This is a genomic window from Streptomyces sp. NPDC001373 (assembly GCF_042895815.1).
Taxonomy (GTDB): domain Bacteria; phylum Actinomycetota; class Actinomycetes; order Streptomycetales; family Streptomycetaceae; genus Streptomyces.
Window position 1 is genome coordinate 70321 of sequence record NZ_JBIAWQ010000012.1, and the last position, 21107, is coordinate 91427.

Consider the following 21107-nt stretch of genomic DNA (forward strand, 5'->3'; position numbering starts at 1 on the left):
GCTGTGACGGGCGTGAACCGAGGGCGTACGGGAGGTGGACCGGCCGCACCGCGGCCGGGCCCGCGCCCCGCCGGGCCGGTGGTGCGCGGGAGACCCTCGCGCCGGGCGCTCCCGAAGATGTGCCAGAGTTGCCACGTCCCGGCGGTGAGCACGTACCGTACGGCGGACAGGCGTGAGCGCCAGGACCGGGACATCGGGAAGGGGCAGCTGGGTTGACCACGCACGCACCGCACACACCGCATTCGGCTCAGGGGCCGCACACCCCGCATGCGTCGCCGGGGCAGGCGGCGCAGTCCGTGATGCTGCCGGCCTCGCTCGACGAGGCCGTCGCGGCGCTCGCCGCCATGCCCGCGGCCGTCCCGGTGGCCGGCGGCACCGACCTCATGGCCGCCGTCAACGCCGGACTGCTGCGGCCCGCCGCGCTGGTGGGCCTCGGGCGCATCAGTGAGATCCGCGGCTGGCAGTACCAGGACGGGCACGCGCTGCTCGGCGCCGGTCTGACGCACGCCCGGATGGGGCGGCCGGATTTCGCCGCTCTGATCCCGGGGCTGGCCGCGGCCGCGCGGGCGGCCGGCCCGCCGCAGATCCGCAACGCTGGCACCCTGGGCGGCAACATCGCGACGGCCGCGCCGACCGGTGACGCGCTGCCCGTGCTGGCCGCGCTGGAGGCGGTGCTGGTCATCGTCGGCCCCGGCGGCTCGCAGCGCGAGATCCCCGTCTCCCACCTGCTGGCCGGGCGGGACATGCTGCGGCCGGGCGAGCTGATCGGCTTCGTCCGGGTGCCGCTGCTGCACGCGCCGCAGGTCTTCCTGAAGGCCACGGGGCGCACCGGGCCGGGGCGGGCGGTGGCGTCCGTGGGGCTCGTGCTGGATCCCGCGCGCCGGGGCGTGCGGTGCGCGATCGGCGCGGTGGCCCCGATGCCGCTGCGGCCGCTGGAGGCCGAGCAGTGGGTGGCCTCGCTGATCGACTGGGACGGGGACCGGAACCTGGCCCCGGAGGCCCTGGAGGCCTTCGGCGAGTACGTCGCGGCCGCGTGCGTGCCCGACCAGGGGCAGCAGGTCTCCGCCGGAGTACTGCATCTGCGGCGGACCGTCGCCGTGCTGGCGCGCAGGGCCCTGGGGAGGGCGCTGACCTCATGAGTGAGAACGAGAACGTGAGCGGAACGACGGGGAACACGGGGAACACGGGGAACGGCGGCGCCGCGGGGGCCGGCTGGGGCTGGGAGCCGGTACCGCACGGGGGCGACTACGACTCCGACGCGACCGCCTTCGTGCAGCTGCCGCAGGACATGCTGGACGCGCTCGACAGCGGGGAGCCCCTGGCGGCGCCCGGGCACGGGTTCGTGCCGCCGCCGATGATCATGCCGCTGGGTTCGTCCGGCAGTACGGACCCCAGCGCCACCGGGACCTGGACGATGCCGGCCCAGTGGCCCGAAGCGGGCGGGGCGCCCGCGCAGGCCCCCGGCGCGGCCGCGCCGGCGCCGGCCCGCGCGCCGATCCCGGCCTCCATCCCGCTCCCGGCGTCGGTGGCGGCCGCCTTCGCGGCGGCCGAGCCGGAGGCGCACCCGGAGTTCCACGGCGGCGCGCAGCCCGACGCCGCCCACCCGGGCGGGCAGCCGGGCCCCCACCTCTCCTCCCACGCGGGCGCCCACGGGGCCGCGCAGCACGCCGGACAGCACGCAGAACAGCACGCCGAGCCGCACCTTCGGCAGTACCCCGCTCCGCAGGCCGAACCGGACCCGGGGGCGACGGCCGAGTGGCAGTTCCCGGACGCGCTGCACCGGGACGAGGACCCCGCGGCCACCGGGCACTGGACGCTGCCGGCCGACCTGACGGGTGCCGGGGGCACGGTCGGCGGGGCGGCCGGAGCCGGGTCCGCCGACATGGCCGGCGGGACCGGCGAGTTCCAGGTCGGCGCCCTGGACGCCGGCTGGGGCCAGGCCCCCGTGACCCTGCCCGGCGGGGCCGCGGCCCCCTGGGCGGCGCCCGAGCAGCAGGCCGGTCCGGGTACGGACCCCGCGGCGGCGCCCGAGGCGCTGCTGAGCTCCGGCGTACTGCCGGACAGCGGTGCCCCGGGGGCGCACGGGGCGGCCGGACGCGGGCCGAGGGTGCTCGGCGGTCCCGGTGTCGGGACCCCGCTGCCGGAGGGCCTCCCCCAGGCCGGTCCGGAGCCCGAGAACGTCCTGGAGGCCGCCCCCGACATCGAGGCCTCCCACGGCCACGGCCCGGCGCAGCCGACGGCCGGCGACGAGCGGCCCCGGCCGGCGGAGGCCGAGGACGCCGACGCCGCGCCGGAGGCGGAGCCCGCCCCGGTCCCGGCCCCGGACGGGACGCACGGGCACGGCTTCGCGGAGGCGCCCGCCGCCCCCGCCGAAGCGGAGGCCGCGCCCGCGCCGGACGAGGACACCGCCGACAGCGCCCTGGCGGCACCGGCCGCGCACGACACCGGGGAGTTCCCGCTCGGGGAGGCGGCGTACGAGGAGGAAGGGCACCCCGCCGTCGCCCACCACGAGCACCCGGCGGCCTCGTACGTCCTGCGCGTCAACGGCGCCGACCGGCCCGTCACCGGCGCCTGGATCGGGGAGTCCCTGCTCTACGTGCTGCGCGAGCGGCTCGGCCTGGCCGGCGCCAAGGACGGCTGCTCGCAGGGCGAGTGCGGGGCCTGCGCGGTCCAGGTCGACGGGCGGCTCGTCGCCTCCTGCCTGGTCCCGGCGGCGACGGCGGCCGGGTCCGAGGTCCGCACGGTCGAGGGCCTGGCCACGGACGGGGAACTCTCGGACGTGCAGCAGGCGTTGTGCAGGTCGGGCGGGGTGCAGTGCGGGTTCTGCGTACCCGGCATGGCCATGACCATCCATGACCTGCTGGAGGGCAACCACGCCCCCAGCGAACTGGAGACCCGGCAGGCGCTGTGCGGCAACCTCTGCCGCTGCTCGGGCTACAGGGGCGTGGTCGAGGCGGTCCGCGAGGTCGTCGCGGAGCGCGAGGCCGCCGCGGCGCAGGCGGCCGAGGCCCCCGCCGAGCCGCTCATCCCGCACCAGGCGCAGCCGGGCGAGGGCGGCGTGCAGGCCTTCGACGCACAGGCCCCGGGCCCGCACGGCACGTTCGGCGGCAACGGCTTCGACGCCTCCGGTGCCTTCGACGCGGCGGCGCCCGGACCGAACGGGACGCTGGGGGGCAACGGCTTCGACGCGTCGGGTGCCTTCGACGCGGCGGCGCCCGGACCGAACGGGACGCTGGGGGGCAACGGCTTCGACGCGTCGGGTGCCTTCGACGCGGCGATGCCCGGACCGAACGGGACCCTGGGGGGCAACGGTTTCGACGCCTCCACCGCGGCCGACGGGACGGCCGGGATGCCGATGGCCGACGCGCCCGCCGCGGCCCACGGCTTCGACGGGTTCACCGCGACCGGCGCGCCCGGGTTCGACGGGACCAATGGGGCCAATGGGTTCGAGGGGGTCAACGGGGTCCACGGAGCCAACGGGTACGACGGGACCAACGGGTACGACGGGACCAACGGGTACGACGGGTTCGGCGGAACCGGCGCGCCCGCCCCCGGCGCGCACGGTTTCGACGGCACCGGCGGTTTCGACGGCACCCCCGGCACTTCCGGCACCGGCGGTTTCGACGGGCACACCGGCCATACAGGTCCCACCGGCACCGGCGGTTTCGACGGCACCCACGGCACCCACGGCACCAACGGGATCCACCACAACGGAGGCATGGCGTGAGCGGGCAGGACGCGGCCACGGCGACGACCACGACCACGACCACCACCATGACCATGGCGACGATCAACGTCGGCGCCGACGGCGACGGCGGCGGCGAGCAGCAGCGCCCCGCGCGCGGAATCGGAGCCTCCGTCCCCTCGGCGGACACCCGTGCCAAGACCGAGGGCACCTTCCCCTACGCTGCCGACCTGTGGGCCGAGGGCCTGCTGTGGGCCGCCGTGCTGCGCTCCCCGCACGCCCACGCCCGCATCCGCTCCATCGACACCTCGGCCGCCGCCGAGATGCCCGGCGTGCGCGCCGTCATCACCCACGCCGACGTCCCCGGCGCCACCACCCACGGCCGTCGCATCGCCGACCGGCCGGTCTTCGCCCACGACGTCGTACGCCACCACGGCGAGCCCATCGCCGCCGTCGCCGCCGACCACCCCGACACGGCACGCCTCGCGGCCGCGGCCATCGCCGTCGAGTACGAGCTCCTCGACGCCGTCACCGACCCCGAGCAGGCCTTCGGCGCCGCCCCGCTCCACCCGGACGGCAACCTGATCCGGCACATCCCGCTGCGCTACGGCGACCCGGAGGCGACCGGCGAGGTCGTCGTCGAGGGCCTCTACCGCATCGGCCGCCAGGACCCCGCCCCCATCGGGGCCGAGGCCGGCCTCGCCGTGCCCCGCCCCGACGGCGGCGTCGAGCTCTACACCGCCTCCACCGACCCGCACACCGACCGCGACCTCGCCGCCGCCTGCTTCGGCCTCGACCCGGACCGCGTCCGCGTCGTCGTCACCGGCGTCCCCGGCGCGACGGCCGACCGCGAGGACCCCGCCTTCCAGCTCCCGCTCGGCCTCCTCGCCCTGCGCACGGGCTGCCCGGTCAAACTGGCCGCCACCCGCGAGGAGTCCTTCCTCGGCCACGCCCACCGCCACCCCACCCTGCTGCGCTACCGCCACCACGCGGACGCCGAGGGCCGGCTGGTCAAGGTCGAGGCGCAGATCCTGATGGACGCGGGCGCCTACGCCGACGCCTCCGCCGAGTCCCTCGCGGCGGCCGTGGCCTTCGCGTGCGGCCCCTACGTCGTCCCGCACGCCTTCGTGGAGGGCTGGGCCGTCCGTACGAACAACCCCCCCTCGGGCCACGTCCGAGGCGAGGGCGCCATGCAGGTCTGCGCGGCCTACGAGGGCCAGATGGACAAGCTCGCGGCCGCCCTCGGCATCGACGGCGCGGAGCTGCGCCTGCGCAACGTCCTCGCCACCGGCGACCTGCTCCCCACCGGCCAGACGGTCACCTGCCCGGCGCCGGTGGCCGAACTCCTGCGTGCCGTCCGTGACTTCCCGCTGCCCTCCCTCCCGAAGGACTCCCCGGAGGAGGACTGGCTGCTGCCCGGTGGCCCCGAGGGCGCGGGCGAGCCCGGTGCGGTGCGGCGCGGGGTCGGGTACGGCGTGGGGATGGTCCACATGCTCGGCGCGGAGGGTGCCGACGAGGTGTCCACCGCCACCGTGAAGGTGGTGGGCGGCACCGCCACCGTCATCTGCGCGGCCGTCGACACCGGTCAGGGCTTCGCCACGCTCGCGCGGCAGATCGTCCAGGAGGTGCTGGGTGTCGACGAGGTGGCCACCGCCCCCGTCGACACCGACCAGCCGCCGGCCGGCCCCTCCGCCCACGGCCGCCACACCTGGGTCTCGGGCGGGGCCGTCGAACGGGCCGCGAAGATGGTCCGCACACAACTGCTCCAGCCGATGGCCCACAAGCTCGGCATGTCGACCGAACTCCTCCAGATCGCCGACGGCCGGATCACCTCGTACGACGGCGCCTTCTCCATGCCGGTCGCGGAGGCCATACAGGGCAAGGAGCTCTGGGCCACGGCCCAGTGCCGCCCGCACCCGACGGAGCCGCTGGACGACCACGGGCAGGGCGACGCCTTCGTGGGCCTGGCCTTCTGCGCGATCCGCGCGGTGGTCGACGTGGACATCGAACTCGGTACGGTCCGGGTGGTGGAGCTGGCCGTCGCGCAGGACGTGGGCCGCATTCTCAACCCCCGCCAGCTGGAGGCCCGTATCGAGGCGGGCGTCACCCAGGGCGTGGGCGCGGCCCTGACGGAGAACCTCCGCTCGGTCGCCGGCCTCGTCCGCCACCCCGACCTGACCGGCTACGCCCTGCCGACCTCCCTGGACGCCCCCGCGGTGCGGATCGTCCGGCTGGTGGAGGAGCGGGACGTGGTGGCCCCGTTCGGGGCGAAGGCCGCGAGCGCGGTCCCGGTGGTGACGACCCCGGCGGCGGTGGCCTCGGCGGTGCGCGCGGCGACGGGGCGGCCGGTCAACAGGATCCCGATCCGCCCCTCGGCGGCGGTCGCGGCACCCCACGCGTGACAGCACTCCCCGCGTTCGTGTCATCACCGACCGTTAGGATGTCGGAAGGTGCGGCACACGCACGCGTGCGGACGGGGAGGGCGTCGTGGCAGCGGAGAACGCCGGTTTCGGCGTCGCCGGGGGTGTGGCGGACGCGTTGAGGCTCCAGGCGAGGGCGCTGGAGGTCGAGTGCGAGTCGATGACCGCCTGCAAGAACCGGGTCGACGCTCTGCTGAAGACCCTGGACGGCTCGGAGGCGGACCACCGCAGACTCGCCCACGGCACCCTCCCCGCCGACGCCCTCGGCACGGGCTTCGCGGAGGCGGAGGCGCTGTACGCGGCCTACGGCACGGTCCACGGCGAGCTCCGGAAGCTGTCGCAGGGGCTGGCGGGCCAGATCGAGGCCCTGGGCATCGCGATCCTGACGGCGGGCAAGGGCTACGGGGGAGTGGACGAGGAGACCCGGACGAGGATGCGGGCCCTCGTCGGACGCTCCAAGGCGGACTACGTCCCGGACCGCGACCCGCTGGCACGGCAGGAGCGGCGGAGCACCTCCGCCGAGCCCTCGCCGAGCAGGTCGAAGGGCGTGATCTGATGCCGGCGACGGACTTCGAGGGCTACTCGCACGAACAGCTGCTCGCGATGATCGCCTCCCTCGACCCGGAGACGGTCAGGGCGCGCGCCGCGCAGCTGGCGAAGGCGGCGAAGGCGATCAACGAGATCGGCGAGAGCCTCAAGAGGCACCGGGTGACGGGCTGGGAGGGCGAGGCCGCCCACGCCTTCCAGGACTGGGTGAGCCGCGCGGGCAGCGCGACGCTGCTGCTGGGCCGGTACGGCGAGGTGGCGGGCACGTGGATGACGCACGCCGCCCAGACGATGGTGGAGGTCAGGGCCAACACCCCGGGCTACGACACGGAGGCGGCCGCCACCCTGCGGGCGACCCGCCGCCACCCCAACGACCCGGACGCCGCCCCCCTCGCCCGCACGGCCCACGCAAAACTGACCGCGGACCGGAACCAAGCGGTACAACAACTGACAAAGCTGGCCCAGTCATACGACACGTCGACGACCCAGCTGACCCGGGCAGAAATCCCGACGTTCCCACCACCGCCGGGGGTGTTCGTACCGAAGGGGGTTCGTGATGATGGCTCCTACTTGGAGCGGTCGGGCAGTGACTTGAGTAGGCCTGCTGGTTCAGAGAGGTCCTCGTTGGCTGCGTCTACTTCCCGCCGCGGTGTCCATGGGGGCAGATCGCCCTCGGATCTGGGCTACAGGCCGGAGTCGGTTATCGCGCAGCCATTGGGTTCGCCGCTACCGGAACCAACTGGCCTAGGGTCTAATGCGAGCGTAAATCTCGACCATGTCGCGGCGCGAGGTGAGATCGAGTTCCAGCCAGATGGTCTGCCTGTCGCACCTGGGCTGGGCGGGGCGAGCGGGCAATCTCCCAGCCTGTCGGTCCCGTTACCCCTTCAACAGGCCGGGGGGCAAGAGGCGGCAGCTATTGGCTCGCTGCATACGATGTGGCCTTCGGTTGGCGTCGGCAAGGTCAGCGGTGTCCCGGCGCCGTCTCCGCGCGACACGGGGATCGTGGGTGGTCGGCCGCTTTCCATCGGCGGATCGAGTGGGGGTTTCCCGCAAGGCACGGTCATTGGTGCGGAAGACGCGCACGCGGGTGCTGGCCGTGTGGTGCCCGGCATGACGGGTGGCGGTTTCGGTCTTCCGCATGGTACACGGGGTACCCCAGTATCCGGTCGGCGAATTGCCATGGAGGCGGGTGGCCTTGTCGGCGGGCGTGAGGCCGCTTCGGGTGTCCAACAATTTACCCAGGGCGGCTCTGGTCTTGTGCGGAATGGGGCAGGTGTCAGCGTGATGGGTCATGGTGGCATGCATTCCCCAGCTCTGAGCGGGTCGCGCGGAAACCAAAGAGGCAGCTGCCCCGACTACCTGACTGAGGACGAAGAAACTTGGCAGGGAAGCCGCCGGATTGTGCCGCCGGTGATCGACTGATTGGAATGGGCGCTTCCCGTGATGTGTGTGTCTAAGGCGACCTCGGCCCTGGTGGCTGTGCTGCTTGCTGCCGTGGCCGCTAATCCGGCGTATGCACAGACTATCCGAGAGCGTCAGTGGCATCTCGATGCCATGAAGGCGGACGACATCTGGAAGATCGGCACTGGTGAAGGCGTCACTGTTGCCGTCATTGACAGTGGTGTTGAGAGGGTCCCGGAACTGGAGGGTCGGGTCCTTCCCGGAAAGGACTTTGCGGCAATGTATGGGGGAGGTGAGAATGTTGACTACGACAAGCATGGTACGGGCATAGCGGCGGTGATCGCGGGCTCTGGAGAACACCCGAGTGGCGATGGCGCGTTTGGCCTTGCTCCCGGAGTTAAAATTCTCCCGATTCGGGTTCCGCATGAGATGAATTCCACGAGTCCATCGTGGACGATGGCGATCCGTTTTGCGGCGGATTCTGAAGCGAAGGTCATTAATGTATCCATGGCGACGCCAAAGGATGATCCTGCAAGGGTCGAAGCCGTGAAATATGCCCTATCCAAGGGGAAGTTGATTTTTGCCGGTGTTGGCAATGGCGGTGCCGCCGCGAACTCTGTCCTCTATCCAGCGGCAACGCCTGGAGTGGTGGGAGTTGGGGCTGTTGGCCCTGACGGTGCTGCCGTCGCGTCATCGCAGCATGGGTCACAAGTCGACTTGGTCGCACCCGGGATCGACATCGTGGCGGCATGCGCGGGCGAATCAGGGCTGTGCAAGACGAGCGGCACAAGCGACGCCACAGCCCTGGCATCGGCCTCCGCCGCCCTCCTCTGGTCCGTCCACCCCACCTGGACCAACAACCAGATCCTCCGGGTCCTCCTGAACACCGCCGGCAAACCCGTGGACGGCGCCGAGCGCAACGACTACATCGGCTACGGAGTGGTCCGCCCCCGTATCGCCCTCCCCACCCCCGGCGACCCCGGCCCGCCGGACGTGTACCCGCTGCCGGATCTCGCCGCCGCGGCAGCCAAGGACACTCCCGTTCCCTCGACCGGGGGAAAGTCCACCCCGCCGCAGGCGCCGCAGGCCACTCCTGCGGTAGACAAGGGCGACGGCGGCACCCCACCCTGGCTCGCCCTCGGACTGGGGGCCTGCCTCCTCATCGGCGGAGCCGTCACCGCGGTCGTCGTCCGCAGGGCCAGACGCTGACCTGAACCGGCAGCACGGGAGTGGAGCGCACGGGATGTCCTTCGACGCCGAGTGGGCCGCCGCCCGCGCCACCGCCTCCCTGCGCCTCGACCACGCCGGCGGAGCCACCGGCAGCGACCTCGCCCTCAACCAGGACCACATCGGTGCCGTCGGCAGCGAGGCCCACCGGCTCCACTCCCGCCTCCAGACCGACGGCCGGCACGCCGCCACCGCCTCCGCCGAGGCCGCCGCCGCCCTCGCACGGGAGGGCTTCTCCAGCGGCACCGCCCTCGCCAAGGCGAACAGCCGCTGGGAGAGCCAGGTCAAGACCCTCGTCGCCGCCTGCGCCCAGATCTCCAACGGCCTCAACTACTCCCTCTCCTCCCACGCCAGAGAAGAGCAGCAGCTCTACGCCGAGTTCACCTCCTCCAAGATCGAGCAGTACCTCACGTAGGGAAGGCCGCGCGGTCGTGCTGACGTACGAGAACGTCCTGAACGCCCCGATCGACAAACTCGCCACCGCCGTCCACGACTGGCAGGCGCTGGCCGCCAAGCTGGACGAGCTCGCCGAGACCGCCCGCAACGGCATGAAGGCCAAGTCCGACAAGGCCGAGTGGAGCGGCGTCACGGCGGGCGTGGCGCGGCCGTTCGTCGACCGGACGGCCAAGGAGTTCGGGGACGCCGCCAAGGAGGCCAAGGGCATCCACCAGGCCCTCGCGCAGGGCCACGACACCTTCAGGTCCTCCCGCGAGCGCCTGAGGAAGATCAGTGAGGAGGAGGCTCCCGCCGCCGGCTTCCGGGTCGACGCCAAGGGGAGGGTCGCGCCGCTGCCCCTCCCCACCGAAGCGGACCGCGAGGCGGCCCGCCACGACCCGGACTACCAGGAGTCCCTCCGCGTCAACCGCCCCCTGTGGCAGGCCAAGGTGGACGCCGCCATCGACGCCTGCGAGGACGTCGACCAGTCCCTCGCCCGCCTCCTTGCCGCGAACGTGGCCAAGGACCACGACTTCGCCGCCCCGAAGTACGCCGGCCTCACCGCCGAACAGGCCGCCCGCGCCACCGAACTCGCGAAGAAGGGGCGCACCCTCTCGCACGCCGAACTGGTCGAGCTCAACGAACTACTGGCCGACAACGCCAAGGTCCCGGAGTTCTCCACCGCCTTCTACGGGAACCTCGGCCCCAAGGGCGCGCTCCAGTTCTTCGGGACCATGGCGACCGACACGTACGAATACGGCAAGCTCGACGAGCAGCGGCTGGAGGACGTCCGGGAACTCCAGCGCAACCTGGGCTTCAACCTGGCCACCGCCACCAGCTCCAGCACCGAGCCGCACCTGCCCGACAGCTACGCGCAGGAGCTGCGCAGGCTCGGCACCCAGCAGATCCCCCTCGCCCGGAACGACCAGAACCCGCCGTACGGCTACCAGCTGCTCGGCGGAATCATGCGCTACGGGAACTACGACCCGAAGTTCCTGGTCCCGATCGCCGAACACGCGACGCAGATCCACGCGAAGGACCCCGACTTCTTCGGCGGGACCCGCCAGCTCAACGGCTACGGCAGGAACATGCTGAACCCGTCGGGCATCAACGGCGCGGGCTACGACCCGGTGGTCAGCTTCCTGGAGGCTCTGGGACACAGCCCGGAGGCATCGGCACAGTTCTTCGACCCGTCGCGGGGGCCGCACGCCTACAACGCCGACGGGACGGAGAAGGCCGGCGTCGCGGACCTCGGAAAGGACGCCAAGGGGCAGCCCGTCAAGAGCTACCTCGACTTCTTCGCCAGCGAGAACTACCACTCCACCATCGACATGGAGGGCATGAACCCGGACGACCTGGCGAAGGTCGACAAGCACATGCCCGACGCGCTGGGCCACGCCCTGGAAGCGGCGACCCTCGGCCACGCCTGGGACGACCCCAAGCCGGAGCTCCACCGGACGGAGGAGGGGGCAAGGGTCATGCAGGCGGCAGCGCTGAAGTACGGGGGCGATGCCGGGCTGCTCAAGAACCAGGAGGTCCTTGCGGACAGCCTGGGACACATGACCGCCGGGTACATCGACGACGTCAACCAGGCGCTGAACGGGGATGGAAAACGAAGCGTGTTCGCCCCGGCATCCGGCGACAAGCAAGCCCACGCAGAGTTCGCACGCGACGGCGCCCGCGACCTGCTCGCAGCGCTGGGGCAACACCCTGATGCCTATGCCACCGTCTCCGCCGCCGAACGCGTCTACTCTGCGAGCGTCCTGGAGAGCCAGGCGGTGCACGACGGCGCGGTCGACGAGGGACGGGCCCGCGCGACGATCCGTACCAGCGCCGAGGTACAGGGCATCCTCGACGTGTCCCGGGCGGAACAGGTCAGGGAGGTCGGCGAGAAGAAGCACGAGGTGTACGAGAAGGCGCACGAGCAGAGCTCCGCTTGGGTCGAGTTCGGCACCACGGCCGCCATCGCGGCCGGCGTGGCCTTCCTGCCCGCCACGGCCGTGGCAGCCGGTGCGGCAGCCGTCGTAGTCCCCCTGGCCGTGGACACGGGTACCGGACTCGTGGAGCAGGCGGCAGGGCAGGTCATCGGAGAGTGGTCGGACGACGCCAAGGAGGAGCACAAGGACAAGATCAGCGGTGCTACCCACGACGCCAACAAGGCCATGTTCCGAGCCGGTGAGCACAGTGCCGAAGCGCCGATGAAGGCGTTCAGGGAGCGCCACGGCATCGACCCGAACAGCACCTTCGGCAACGACTTCGAGGAGTCGATGCGCATGGGCTACATGAGAGGCAACTCCATTGTCCAGCAGCAGGGCCATGAGGCGCAGACCCAGGACGTCAGTTGAATCGTGCTCGGGTGGGCTGCCCGCTGGCGTGGTTGGCGATGCTCGGCACGGCGGTAGCAGGCTGTTCCTCCAGCGATCCGGAGCAGGCGGCGCGGGCTGCCGAGCCGGCAAGACTGTCCGTCGGCCAGGTTTGCGCCGGGCTCTTCCCCGCCGAAGGTGGCAAGGCGCTGGAGAGGGTCCTCGGGTCCAGTACGTTCCTGCTCCGGGACGAGGAAGGGAATCCAGATGCTCGGGCTGTCGCCCAGGCGATGGAGGATGCCTACCGGTCCGGCGGGAAGATCCGTGAGATGCCACAGTCGACCTGCGAGATCTCGGCGGAGCCGGTCGCATCCCGTCTGGCAACCGCCCTGGTCAGGTTTACCGCCTACAGCAAATACGCCGGGGACTCGGCCGACTTTCCCGGCGCGAGCGACCAGGGTGTGCAGGTCTCCACCCGTCAACGAAAGGTCGTCCACCTCGAATACGACTGCGTCAGCCCCCGCGTCGGCTCCACACAGGACGTCCCCCTGCGGATCAGGATCCTGTTCCACGAACAGTGGGACGCCAGCAAAGGCGAGGCCGTCCTCCGCCCCGACTACCTCGCCATCGCCCACTCCGCCGCCCTCGCCGTGGCCAAGGAGCTCCGGTGCGTGGACGACGGCGGTCTCCCCGCGCGTGCCGAAGACCTGCCGGCCGCCGCCGACTGAAAGGCGAAGGCCGTCCGGGAGCCCCCGGACGGCCCGAGAGAGGCCGTGACCGGAATCGAACCGGTGTAAGTCGCTTTGCAGGCGAGTCCCTCAACCACTCGGGCACACGGCCTTGGTGTGCCGGGCAAGAACGTACGGGCCCGCGGGCGCCCCGGGAAGACGCGGGGCGGGGACGCAACAGGACTGCCATGCGCCGTTCACAAGGGTCATCGGACCTAGGTCGTGCGGACCATGCGGGATCCGACGAATTGACAGGGGCGAGTCCGGACCGTGCACCTTACTCTGGGGCGATGAGCGCCCTTGAACCCCGGATATCCGAGTCCGACGCCGCGCAGCCCCCGCCGTCGGGCGGCATTCTGGGTCCGGCGTACCGGGCGCTGAGTGTCGGGATCATCTCCGTGATCTTCCTGATGGCCTTCGAGGCCACCGCCGTCGGGACGGCCATGCCCGTCGCCGCGCGCGAGCTGGACGGGATCGGGCTCTACGCCTTCGGCTTCTCGGCCTACTTCACCACCAGCCTCTTCGGCATGGTCCTGTCCGGCCAGTGGGCCGACCGGCAGGGGCCGCTGCGGCCGCTGACCGTCGGGATCGGGGCCTTCGCCGCCGGGCTGGTGTGTTCCGGGACCGCCGCCGTCATGGGGGTGTTCGTGCTCGGGCGGGCCCTCCAGGGGCTCGGGGGCGGGCTGGTGATCGTCGCGCTCTACGTCGTCGTCAGCCGGGCCTACGAGGAGCGGCTGCGGCCCGCGATCATGGCGGCTTTCGCCGCGGCCTGGGTGGTGCCGTCCATCGTCGGGCCGCTGGCCGCCGGGACCGTCACCGAGTACCTGGGCTGGCGGTGGGTGTTCCTCGGGATCCCCGTGCTGGTCGTCGTACCGCTGATGGTGGCGCTGCCCGCGATCCGCCGGACCGCGTCCGGGCCGGTGGACTCCGGCGGGGAGGCGCCCGCGGCGTTCGACCGGCGGCGGATCCGGCTGGCCCTCGGGATCTCGGTGGGCGCCGGGCTGCTCCAGTACGCCGCGCAGGACCTGCGGTGGCCGTCGCTGCTGCCCGGGGTCGCCGGTGCGGCCCTGCTGGTGCCGGCGGTGCTGGGGCTGCTGCCGCGCGGGACCTACCGGGCGCGGCGCGGGCTGCCGTCCGTGGTGCTGTTGCGCGGGGTGGCGGCGGGGGCCTTCATCGGCGCGGAGAGCTTCGTGCCGCTGATGCTGGTCACCCAGCGCGGGCTCAGCCCGACCCTGGCCGGGTTCTCGCTGGCGCTCGGCGGGGTGACCTGGGCGCTCGGCTCGTGGGTGCAGTCCCAGGGGCGGACGGCGCCGTACCGGGAGCGGCTGATGGTGGCCGGGATGGTGATGGTGGCGTGCGCGATCGCCGCGGCCCCGGCGGTGCTGGCCGAGTCGGTGCCGGTGTGGACGCTGGCCCTGGCGTGGGCCGTGGGCTCCCTCGGCATGGGCCTGGTGATCGGTTCGACGAGCGTGCTGCTGCTCCAGCTGTCGGCGCCGGAGGAGGCCGGGGCGAACTCCGCCGCGCTCCAGATCTCCGACGCCCTGGCCAACGTGGTGCTGCTGGCGGCCGGCGGGGCGGCGTTCGCCGCGCTGGGCGGGGGAGCGGTGGGGGCCGCGCACGCGGTCGACGCGGGGGACGGCGCCTCGCACCCGGCGGCCTTCCTGGTCGTGTTCCTGCCGATGGCCTGCGTGGCCCTGGCGGGGGCCTGGGTGGCCACCCGGCTGCACGAGCGGCCGGCGGCGAAAACCGGCTGACGCCGTCACCGGCCCGTCGTTACGCTGCGTGCGCCGTGGACCAGGACGCGGCGTACGCGCTGGTCGTCGATGTGGCCTCCGGCGCCGAGGCCCGGGTGCCGGTGATCGCCGACAGGCTGCGGGAGTTGGTCGCGGTGTGACGCTCGCCGCACTGCCCGAGGTCACGGGCCTGTCCCTCCGCGGGGGGTGGTGCGGCGCGGGTAAGGTGGCCCGGTTGTCCTGAGTACGACCGCCGCCGAGAGCCCGAACCGGAGACCGTGACTACTACCGCCTCCCACCACCTCTCACCCGCCTTCCCCGGCCGCGCGCCGTGGGGTACCGCCAGCAAGCTGCGTGCCTGGCAGCAGGGGGCACTGGAGAAGTACGTCCAGACCCAGCCCCGGGATTTCCTCGCCGTCGCCACCCCCGGCGCCGGCAAGACCACCTTCGCGCTGACCCTGGCCTCCTGGCTGCTGCACCATCACGTGGTGCAGCAGGTGACCGTGGTCGCGCCGACCGAGCACCTGAAGAAGCAGTGGGCGGAAGCCGCCGCCCGCATAGGCATCCGGCTCGATCCCGAGTACTCGGCCGGGCCGCTCAGCAAGGACTACCACGGCGTCGCCGTCACCTACGCCGGTGTCGGGGTGCGGCCCATGCTGCACCGCAACCGCTGCGAGCAGCGCAAGACCCTGGTGATCCTCGACGAGATCCACCACGCGGGCGACTCCAAGTCCTGGGGCGAGGCCTGCCTGGAGGCCTTCGACCCGGCGACCCGCCGCCTGGCCCTGACCGGGACGCCCTTCCGGTCCGACACCAACCCGATCCCGTTCGTGACGTACGAGGAGGGCAACGACGGCATCCGCCGCTCGTCCGCCGACTACACGTACGGCTACGGCAACGCCCTCGGGGACGGCGTCGTCCGGCCCGTGATCTTCCTGTCCTACAGCGGCAACATGCGCTGGCGCACCAAGGCCGGCGACGAGATCGAGGCCCGCCTCGGCGAGCCGATGACCAAGGACGCCATCTCGCAGGCCTGGCGCACGGCGCTGGACCCGCGCGGTGACTGGATGCCGAACGTGCTGCGCGCCGCCGACCAGCGGCTGACGGAGGTCAGGAAGGGCATCCCGGACGCCGGCGGGCTCGTCATCGCCGCCGACCAGGACGCGGCGCGCGCGTACGCCAAGCTGATTCGGGAGATCACCGGGACCAAGCCGACCGTCGTGCTCTCCGACGACACCGGCGCGTCGAAGAACATCGACACCTTCAGCGCGAACGACGACCGCTGGATGGTCGCGGTCCGCATGGTGTCCGAGGGCGTCGACGTCCCCCGCCTCGCGGTGGGCGTGTACGCGACGACCATCTCGACCCCGCTGTTCTTCGCCCAGGCCGTCGGCCGCTTCGTGCGGTCGCGCAGGCGCGGCGAGACGGCCTCCGTGTTCCTCCCGACGATCCCCTACCTCCTCGGCTTCGCCAACGAGATGGAGGTCGAGCGCGACCACGTCCTGGACCGGCCGAAGAAGGCGGGCGAGGACGACGACCCGTACGCCGAGTCCGAGAAGGAGATGGAGGAGGCGAACCGGCAGGAGGACGAGGACACCGGCGAGGACGAGCAGATGTCCTTCGAGGCCCTCGAATCCGACGCCGTCTTCGACCGGGTGCTCTACGACGGCGCCGAGTTCGGCATGCAGGCGCACCCGGGCAGCGAGGAGGAGCAGGACTACCTCGGCATCCCGGGCCTGCTGGAGCCGGACCAGGTGCAGCTGCTGCTCCAGAAGCGGCAGTCGCGGCAGATCGCGCACAGCCGCCGCAAGCCGGACGCGGAGTCGGACCTGCTGGAGCTGCCGGCCGAGCGGCGGCCGGTGGTCTCCCACAAGGAGCTGCTGGAGCTGCGCAAGTCGCTCAACACGATGGTGGGCGCGTACGTCCACCAGAGCGGCAAGCCGCACGGGGTGATCCACACCGAGCTGCGCCGCGTCTGCGGCGGGCCGCCGAGCGCGGAGGCGACGGCGGGGCAGCTGAAGGAGCGGATCAAGAAGGTGCAGGAGTGGGCCACGCGGATGCGGTGAGCCTTCCGGCACAGATGCGGAACGGCAGCGGGGTCCGTGCGCGGTGCGCACGGACCCCGCTGCCGTAGGGCGTGGAGCCGGGTCAGCTGGTGACGCGGCGACGACGGCCGGTGCCGGCGACCAGGGCCGCACCCATGGCCAGGGCCACACCGCCGGCGCCGAGCGCCCAGCTGGTGGCCGCGTCGGCACCGGTCTCGGCGAGCTGGCCGCCGGCGGTGGTGCCGGTGCCCGTGCCGCTGCCGGTGTTGTGGTCGACGATCGGCGTGGTGGTGCCGCCGCCGTTCGGCTTGGTGTCATTGCCGCCGCCGGTGTGGCCGCCGGTGTTGCCACCCGTGTTGCCGCCGGTGTTGCCACCCGTGTGGCTGCCGCCGTTGTCGCCGCCCTGGCTGGCGCCGGAGACGATCTTCGACTCGGCCCAGGCGGTCTTCGAGAAGGTGTCGTCCACGTTGCTGCCGCCGGAGACGGCGATGGCGATGTTGCCCTTGGGGGCGCTCGCGTTGAACTTGACGCGCACCTGGAGGCTCAGGCTCTTGGCCGGGATCTCGACATCGTTGGTGAGCAGTGCGACGGGGGCACCCTCGTCCATCATCTCGACGTCGTGCCAGCCGCCCTGGTAGTACAGCTGAACCCGGACGTCCTTGGCCTGGAGCTCGAGCTCCTGGTCGGCGACGGCAAGGACGAGCACGTAGCTCTCCTGCGCCTTGCCCTTCGAGTTGTCGACCTTGACGGTGATGTTCGTCCAGTCGCCGCCGGCCTTGAAGGAGGCCGGAACACCGCTCAGGCCGAGGACCGGGCCCGTGGCCGCCGCGTCCTCGTCCTCGTCGTCCACCGACGGCGCGGGCTTGGCCGGAGCCGGGGCCGGCTTCTCGGCGGCGGGCTTGGCGTCCTTGGCCGGGGCAGGGGTCTCGACGGCCGGCTTCGCCGTGTCCGCGGCCGGGGCGGCCGGGGTCTCGGCGGCGGCGGAGTCGCCCTTGGGGGCCGAGTCCGGGGTCGTGACGGCCGTGTTCTTGGCCTCGTCGGCCATCGCGGGCGTGGCCATGAGGACGGTCGGGCCCACCACGGCGGCGGCGGCGACGACGGCCATGCGCTTCAGGTTCACTGTTGCTTCTCTCCCCTGTGTGAGCGCGGGACGCTCACGCCCCGGCCCTCCCCCAACATCGTTTTGAACACGATCAGGCCTCACAGTAGTAGACCTGTAAACCGATTTTCGGATGAAAGACATTACGAATCGATACAGTCGCGCGACTAAAAGGGCCGAAACCGGCAGTAGGCGACCGGATTCTGGACGAGGCCTTCCGCTGAGCGGACCCGCTCGCTACTGTCCCCGCATCGAACGCCCCGTGGCAGCGCCGCCGCGGGAGCGCAGCCGGTGCCATGGCCGCTACCGGCGGCCTCTCCGTGCGTCGCCGAGGGACCGGCAGCGCTGCACCCCATGAGAGTCACCGCCGTCCACCGACGACACAGAGGGAGAGGCGTCGTGACCGCGGAAACCTCCCAGACTCTCGACCGAGGGCTCAGAGTCCTCAAGCTGCTCGCCGACACCGACCACGGGCTGACCGTGACCGAGCTCTCCAACCGGCTCGGCGTCAACCGCACCGTGGTCTACCGCCTGCTGGCCACGCTGGAGCAGCACGCCCTGGTCCGCCGCGACCTCGGCGGCCGGGCCCGCGTCGGGCTCGGCGTGCTGCGGCTCGGCCGACAGGTCCACCCGCTCGTGCGCGAGGCGGCCCTGCCCGCCCTGCGGTCGCTCGCCGAGGACATAGGGGCCACCGCGCACCTGACGCTCGTGGACGGTACGGAGGCGCTCGCCGTCGCCGTCGTCGAGCCCACCTGGACGGACTACCACGTCGCCTACCGGGCCGGCTTCCGCCACCCGCTGGACCGCGGCGCGGCCGGCCGGGCCATCCTGGCGGCCCGTCAGGGCTCGCTCATCGAGCCCGGCTACACGCTCACCCACGGCGAACTCGAGGCGGGCGCCAGCGGCGCCGCGGCGCCCCTGGTCGGCATCACCGGCCTGGAGGGCAGCGTCGGCGTCGTGATGCTCGCCGACGCCGTGCCGGAGCGGGTCGGGCCCCGCGTGGTCGACGCGGCCCGCGAGGTCGCCGACGCCCTGCGCTGACCCGGGGCCGGGCCGCCCGCGCCGGGTCCGCCGGGACGCCCGCCCGGCGTCCCGCACCGGCGCCACGACGCCTCGCGGCGGCGCCCGGAGCCCCGGCGTGACGCCCGTGCCGGGCCGTCCGCCGCTTCCGCCCGGCGTCCCGTCGGCGGACGCGGCTGCGTGCGCGCGGGCCGGGCGGTCCGGGTCGGTAGATTGGCCGGGTGCTCTCTCGCCTCACACGTCTGCCGCGTCCCACCGCCCTGGCCGTCTGCGCCGCGCCCGTCGTCGCGCTGTTCGCCGTCGTGGCCCTCGCACCCCTGCCCTTCGTGGTGGCCGTCCCGGGGCCCACAGCCGACGTGCTGGGCTCCGACCAGGGCAAGCCGGTGATCACCGTCTCCGGCGCCCCGGTCCGGGACACCAAGGGCCAGCTGCGGATGACCACCATCCGGGCCACCGGCCCCTCCTCGACGATGCGCCTGCACGAGCTCGTCGACCACTGGTTCAGGACCGACGAGGCGGTCATGCCCCGGGAGGCCGTCTATCCCTCGGGCGGGAGCGACAAGCAGATCGAGGAGCACAACCTGGAGGAGATGACCCAGTCGCAGTCGGCCGCCGAGGCCGCGGCGCTCGGCTACCTCCACAAGGACCCCAAGTCGGTCAAGGTCGACCTCAACCTCGCCGACGTCGGCGGCCCGAGCGCCGGCCTGCTCTTCACCCTCGGCATCATCGACAAGATCGACGGCGACGGCAGCGGCGGCGACCTCACCGGCGGCCGCACGGTCGCCGGTACGGGGACCATCAGCGCCGACGGGACGGTGGGCGCGGTCGGCGGCGTCGGCCTGAAGACCCAGGCCGCGCGGCGCGACGGGGCGAGCGTCTTCCTCGTCCCGAAGGCCGAGTGCTCGGACGCGAAGTCCGAGCTGCCCGAGGGGCTTCGGCTGGTGCCCGTCACTTCGCTGACGGATGCGGTGAACGCGCTGCGGGCGCTGAACCGGGGTGCGGACGTTCCGTCCTGCTGACGGTCGCCGCCGGCCTGGCGTTCATCTCCCGCCAGGCCGGGAAGAGGACCGGGCTCAGCGTGGTCAGCAGGTAGACGCCGCCGAAGGCGAGCAGGGCCCGGGTGATGCCGAGGCCGTCGACCAGGAGGCCCGCCGCGAGGCCGCCCATCGGCATGGCCAGCTCGCAGCCCGCCGTGGTCACGCCGGAGACCCGGCTGCGCAGCTCCTCGGGCACCCGCTCGAAGAGCACGGTCGTCAGGACCGGGTTCAGCACGCCCGCGCCCAGGCCCGCCAGGGCCATGGTCACCGCGAGGGGGAGCGGGGTGTCGGTGACGGCGGCGACCGCGTAGCGGGTGGCGCCGGAGAGCAGGAAGGCGCCCGCGAACACCGCCCGGCGCGGGAAGCGTTCGCCCCACACGCCGTAGAGGAGGGCGCCGAGCAGGGCGAAGCCGCCGAACAGGGAGATCATCAGGCCGAGGGCGGTGGCGCCGCCGAGGTCCTCGCGGCCGTGGACGGGGAGGAGGACGGAGGACCAGCCCTGGTCGAGGCCGTTGGTCGTCATCACCATGAGGGTGATGCCCAGCAGCAGGCGCGAGCGGGTCAGGAACCGCCAGCCCTCGGCGAGTTCGGCACGGTAGGCGGCGAACGAGGTCTTCTCGGACGCGCGTTGGGGCTCGGCCGCCGGGACTCCGCGCAGGAAGACGGAGACCAGCAGGGCCGACACCGCGAAGGTGGCCGCGTCCAGCAGCAGCACGGACTCCGCGCCGAGGACGGCGATCAGCAGGCCGGCGACCGCGGCGCCGATCATCCGGGCCCCGCGCGAGACGGCGTCGTAGAGGCTCGCGGCCCGGCCGACGGTGGTGCCCGCGTGCGCGGCGAGGCTGGGCAGCAGGACGGAGCGGGCGGTCAGGCCCGGGGTGTGCACGAGGCCGCCGAGGGCCATGAGCGCGCACAGCATCCAGAACTCCAGCAGTCCCGCGTAGTGCAGCAGCGGGATCGCGCCGACCGAGGCGGCGCAGACCAGGTCGGAGACGGCCGAGACCCGGCGGCGGCCGATCCGGTCGATGACCGGGCCGCCGACCAGGGCCGCGACGACGATGGGCAGGGTGGCGCAGAAGGCGACGACCCCGGCCCGGCCGGCGCTGCCCGTGGTCTGCAGAACGAACCACGGGACGCCGATCATGGTGAGTGAACTGCCCGCGATGGAGATGGTGTTGGCGGCCAGGACGGCCGCGAAGGGCCGCCGGCTCATACGGCGTGCCGCTGGATGCGGGCGGGGGCGGGCCGGGACTGGATCAGCCGGTTCCCGGCGGCGACCAGGGCCTCGCCGAGCCGGTTGCGCAGGGCGGCGGAGCTGGGGCGGGCCGCCGGGGCGGCTTCACGGGCGAGGCGCAGGGCGGCGGCCTCGGCGGCGAGTTCGGCGGTGCGGGCGGCGTGTATCCGGGTGTGCGTGAAGGCGTGCATGGC

General features: G+C 72.9%; 16 protein-coding genes and 1 tRNA gene. 12 read left to right on the forward strand and 5 right to left on the reverse strand.

The window, feature by feature from the left end; all coding sequences use genetic code 11:
* The first annotated feature begins 212 nt into the window (after positions 1 to 212).
* The 4 genes from ACFY15_RS25385 to ACFY15_RS25400 all read left to right on the forward strand — a co-directional run bounded on the left by ACFY15_RS25385 (position 213) and on the right by ACFY15_RS25400 (position 6661).
* On the forward strand, positions 213 to 1139 hold the full coding sequence (locus tag ACFY15_RS25385; RefSeq protein ID WP_390687515.1) for an FAD binding domain-containing protein: 927 nt from the start codon (positions 213 to 215) through the stop codon (positions 1137 to 1139).
* Positions 1136 to 3727, forward strand: coding sequence for a (2Fe-2S)-binding protein (locus ACFY15_RS25390; RefSeq protein WP_390826098.1), 2592 nt, complete (start codon positions 1136 to 1138; stop codon positions 3725 to 3727). Before ACFY15_RS25385 ends, ACFY15_RS25390 begins: the two co-directional genes overlap by 4 nt.
* Before the next feature lie 53 nt (positions 3728 to 3780).
* Positions 3781 to 6087 carry a xanthine dehydrogenase family protein molybdopterin-binding subunit gene (locus ACFY15_RS25395; RefSeq protein WP_390687571.1) on the forward strand — a complete coding sequence of 769 codons (2307 nt, stop codon included), beginning with the start codon at positions 3781 to 3783 and terminating at the stop codon, positions 6085 to 6087.
* A gap of 85 nt (positions 6088 to 6172) precedes the next feature.
* Positions 6173 to 6661, forward strand: a complete 489-nt coding sequence (locus tag ACFY15_RS25400) for a hypothetical protein (protein ID WP_390826099.1) — start codon at positions 6173 to 6175, stop codon at positions 6659 to 6661.
* Positions 6662 to 6683: 22 nt separating this feature from the next.
* On the opposite strand, the gene ACFY15_RS25405 is transcribed toward ACFY15_RS25400, so the two are convergent.
* Positions 6684 to 6962: a hypothetical protein gene (locus tag ACFY15_RS25405; protein WP_390687512.1), complete on the reverse strand. Its 279-nt coding sequence runs from the start codon at positions 6960 to 6962 to the stop codon at positions 6684 to 6686.
* A 1132-nt stretch (positions 6963 to 8094) separates the two neighbouring features.
* Between ACFY15_RS25405 and mycP the strand changes: the two genes are divergently transcribed.
* The 4 genes from mycP to ACFY15_RS25425 all read left to right on the forward strand — a co-directional run bounded on the left by mycP (position 8095) and on the right by ACFY15_RS25425 (position 12745).
* Positions 8095 to 9261 carry a type VII secretion-associated serine protease mycosin gene (mycP, locus tag ACFY15_RS25410; RefSeq protein ID WP_390826100.1) on the forward strand — a complete coding sequence of 389 codons (1167 nt, stop codon included), beginning with the start codon at positions 8095 to 8097 and terminating at the stop codon, positions 9259 to 9261.
* A 34-nt stretch (positions 9262 to 9295) separates the two neighbouring features.
* Positions 9296 to 9694: a hypothetical protein gene (locus tag ACFY15_RS25415; protein ID WP_390826101.1), complete on the forward strand. Its 399-nt coding sequence runs from the start codon at positions 9296 to 9298 to the stop codon at positions 9692 to 9694.
* A 16-nt stretch (positions 9695 to 9710) separates the two neighbouring features.
* A complete protein-coding gene (locus ACFY15_RS25420) occupies positions 9711 to 12059 on the forward strand; it encodes a hypothetical protein (RefSeq protein ID WP_390826102.1) in 2349 nt (782 codons plus the stop codon).
* 287 nt (positions 12060 to 12346) lie between these two features.
* Complete coding sequence (locus ACFY15_RS25425; protein WP_390826103.1) at positions 12347 to 12745, forward strand: hypothetical protein; 399 nt, start codon at positions 12347 to 12349, stop codon at positions 12743 to 12745.
* Positions 12746 to 12785: 40 nt separating this feature from the next.
* Here ACFY15_RS25425 and ACFY15_RS25430 read toward each other — a convergent pair.
* A tRNA-Cys gene (locus ACFY15_RS25430) sits at positions 12786 to 12857 on the reverse strand.
* 178 nt (positions 12858 to 13035) lie between these two features.
* On the opposite strand from ACFY15_RS25430, the gene ACFY15_RS25435 reads away from it, so the two are divergent.
* Both ACFY15_RS25435 and ACFY15_RS25440 read left to right on the forward strand, forming a co-directional pair.
* The gene (locus tag ACFY15_RS25435) at positions 13036 to 14499 is read left to right on the forward strand and encodes an MFS transporter (protein ID WP_390826104.1); all 1464 of its coding nucleotides are present in this window, start codon (positions 13036 to 13038) and stop codon (positions 14497 to 14499) included.
* A gap of 257 nt (positions 14500 to 14756) precedes the next feature.
* A complete protein-coding gene (locus ACFY15_RS25440) occupies positions 14757 to 16544 on the forward strand; it encodes a DEAD/DEAH box helicase (protein WP_366452226.1) in 1788 nt (595 codons plus the stop codon).
* A gap of 82 nt (positions 16545 to 16626) precedes the next feature.
* Here ACFY15_RS25440 and ACFY15_RS25445 read toward each other — a convergent pair whose 3' ends face one another.
* Positions 16627 to 17643, reverse strand: a complete 1017-nt coding sequence (locus ACFY15_RS25445; protein WP_390687506.1) for a hypothetical protein — start codon at positions 17641 to 17643, stop codon at positions 16627 to 16629.
* A gap of 378 nt (positions 17644 to 18021) precedes the next feature.
* On the opposite strand from ACFY15_RS25445, the gene ACFY15_RS25450 reads away from it, so the two are divergent.
* Both ACFY15_RS25450 and ACFY15_RS25455 read left to right on the forward strand, forming a co-directional pair.
* Positions 18022 to 18663: an IclR family transcriptional regulator gene (locus ACFY15_RS25450; protein ID WP_007264382.1), complete on the forward strand. Its 642-nt coding sequence runs from the start codon at positions 18022 to 18024 to the stop codon at positions 18661 to 18663.
* 200 nt (positions 18664 to 18863) lie between these two features.
* Positions 18864 to 19661, forward strand: coding sequence for a S16 family serine protease (locus tag ACFY15_RS25455; protein WP_390687505.1), 798 nt, complete (start codon positions 18864 to 18866; stop codon positions 19659 to 19661).
* Here ACFY15_RS25455 and ACFY15_RS25460 read toward each other — a convergent pair.
* Positions 19591 to 20892, reverse strand: coding sequence for an MFS transporter (locus tag ACFY15_RS25460; RefSeq protein WP_390826105.1), 1302 nt, complete (start codon positions 20890 to 20892; stop codon positions 19591 to 19593). The genes ACFY15_RS25455 and ACFY15_RS25460 overlap by 71 nt on opposite strands.
* On the reverse strand, positions 20889 to 21104 hold the full coding sequence (locus tag ACFY15_RS25465; RefSeq protein ID WP_390826106.1) for a hypothetical protein: 216 nt from the start codon (positions 21102 to 21104) through the stop codon (positions 20889 to 20891). The genes ACFY15_RS25460 and ACFY15_RS25465 overlap by 4 nt, the downstream gene beginning before the upstream one ends.
* Positions 21105 to 21107 lie beyond the last annotated feature (3 nt).

Coding starts and splice junctions, on each gene's coding strand:
- ACFY15_RS25390 (WP_390826098.1), top strand. CDS start 1,136: ATGAGTGAGAACGAGAACGTGAGCGGAACGACGGGGAACACGGGGAAC.
- ACFY15_RS25395 (WP_390687571.1), top strand. CDS start 3,781: ATGGCGACGATCAACGTCGGCGCCGACGGCGACGGCGGCGGCGAGCAG.
- mycP (WP_390826100.1), top strand. CDS start 8,095: ATGTGTGTGTCTAAGGCGACCTCGGCCCTGGTGGCTGTGCTGCTTGCT.
- ACFY15_RS25415 (WP_390826101.1), top strand. CDS start 9,296: ATGTCCTTCGACGCCGAGTGGGCCGCCGCCCGCGCCACCGCCTCCCTG.
- ACFY15_RS25425 (WP_390826103.1), top strand. CDS start 12,347: ATGCCACAGTCGACCTGCGAGATCTCGGCGGAGCCGGTCGCATCCCGT.
- ACFY15_RS25435 (WP_390826104.1), top strand. CDS start 13,036: ATGAGCGCCCTTGAACCCCGGATATCCGAGTCCGACGCCGCGCAGCCC.
- ACFY15_RS25460 (WP_390826105.1), bottom strand. CDS start 20,892: ATGAGCCGGCGGCCCTTCGCGGCCGTCCTGGCCGCCAACACCATCTCC.
- ACFY15_RS25465 (WP_390826106.1), bottom strand. CDS start 21,104: ATGCACGCCTTCACGCACACCCGGATACACGCCGCCCGCACCGCCGAA.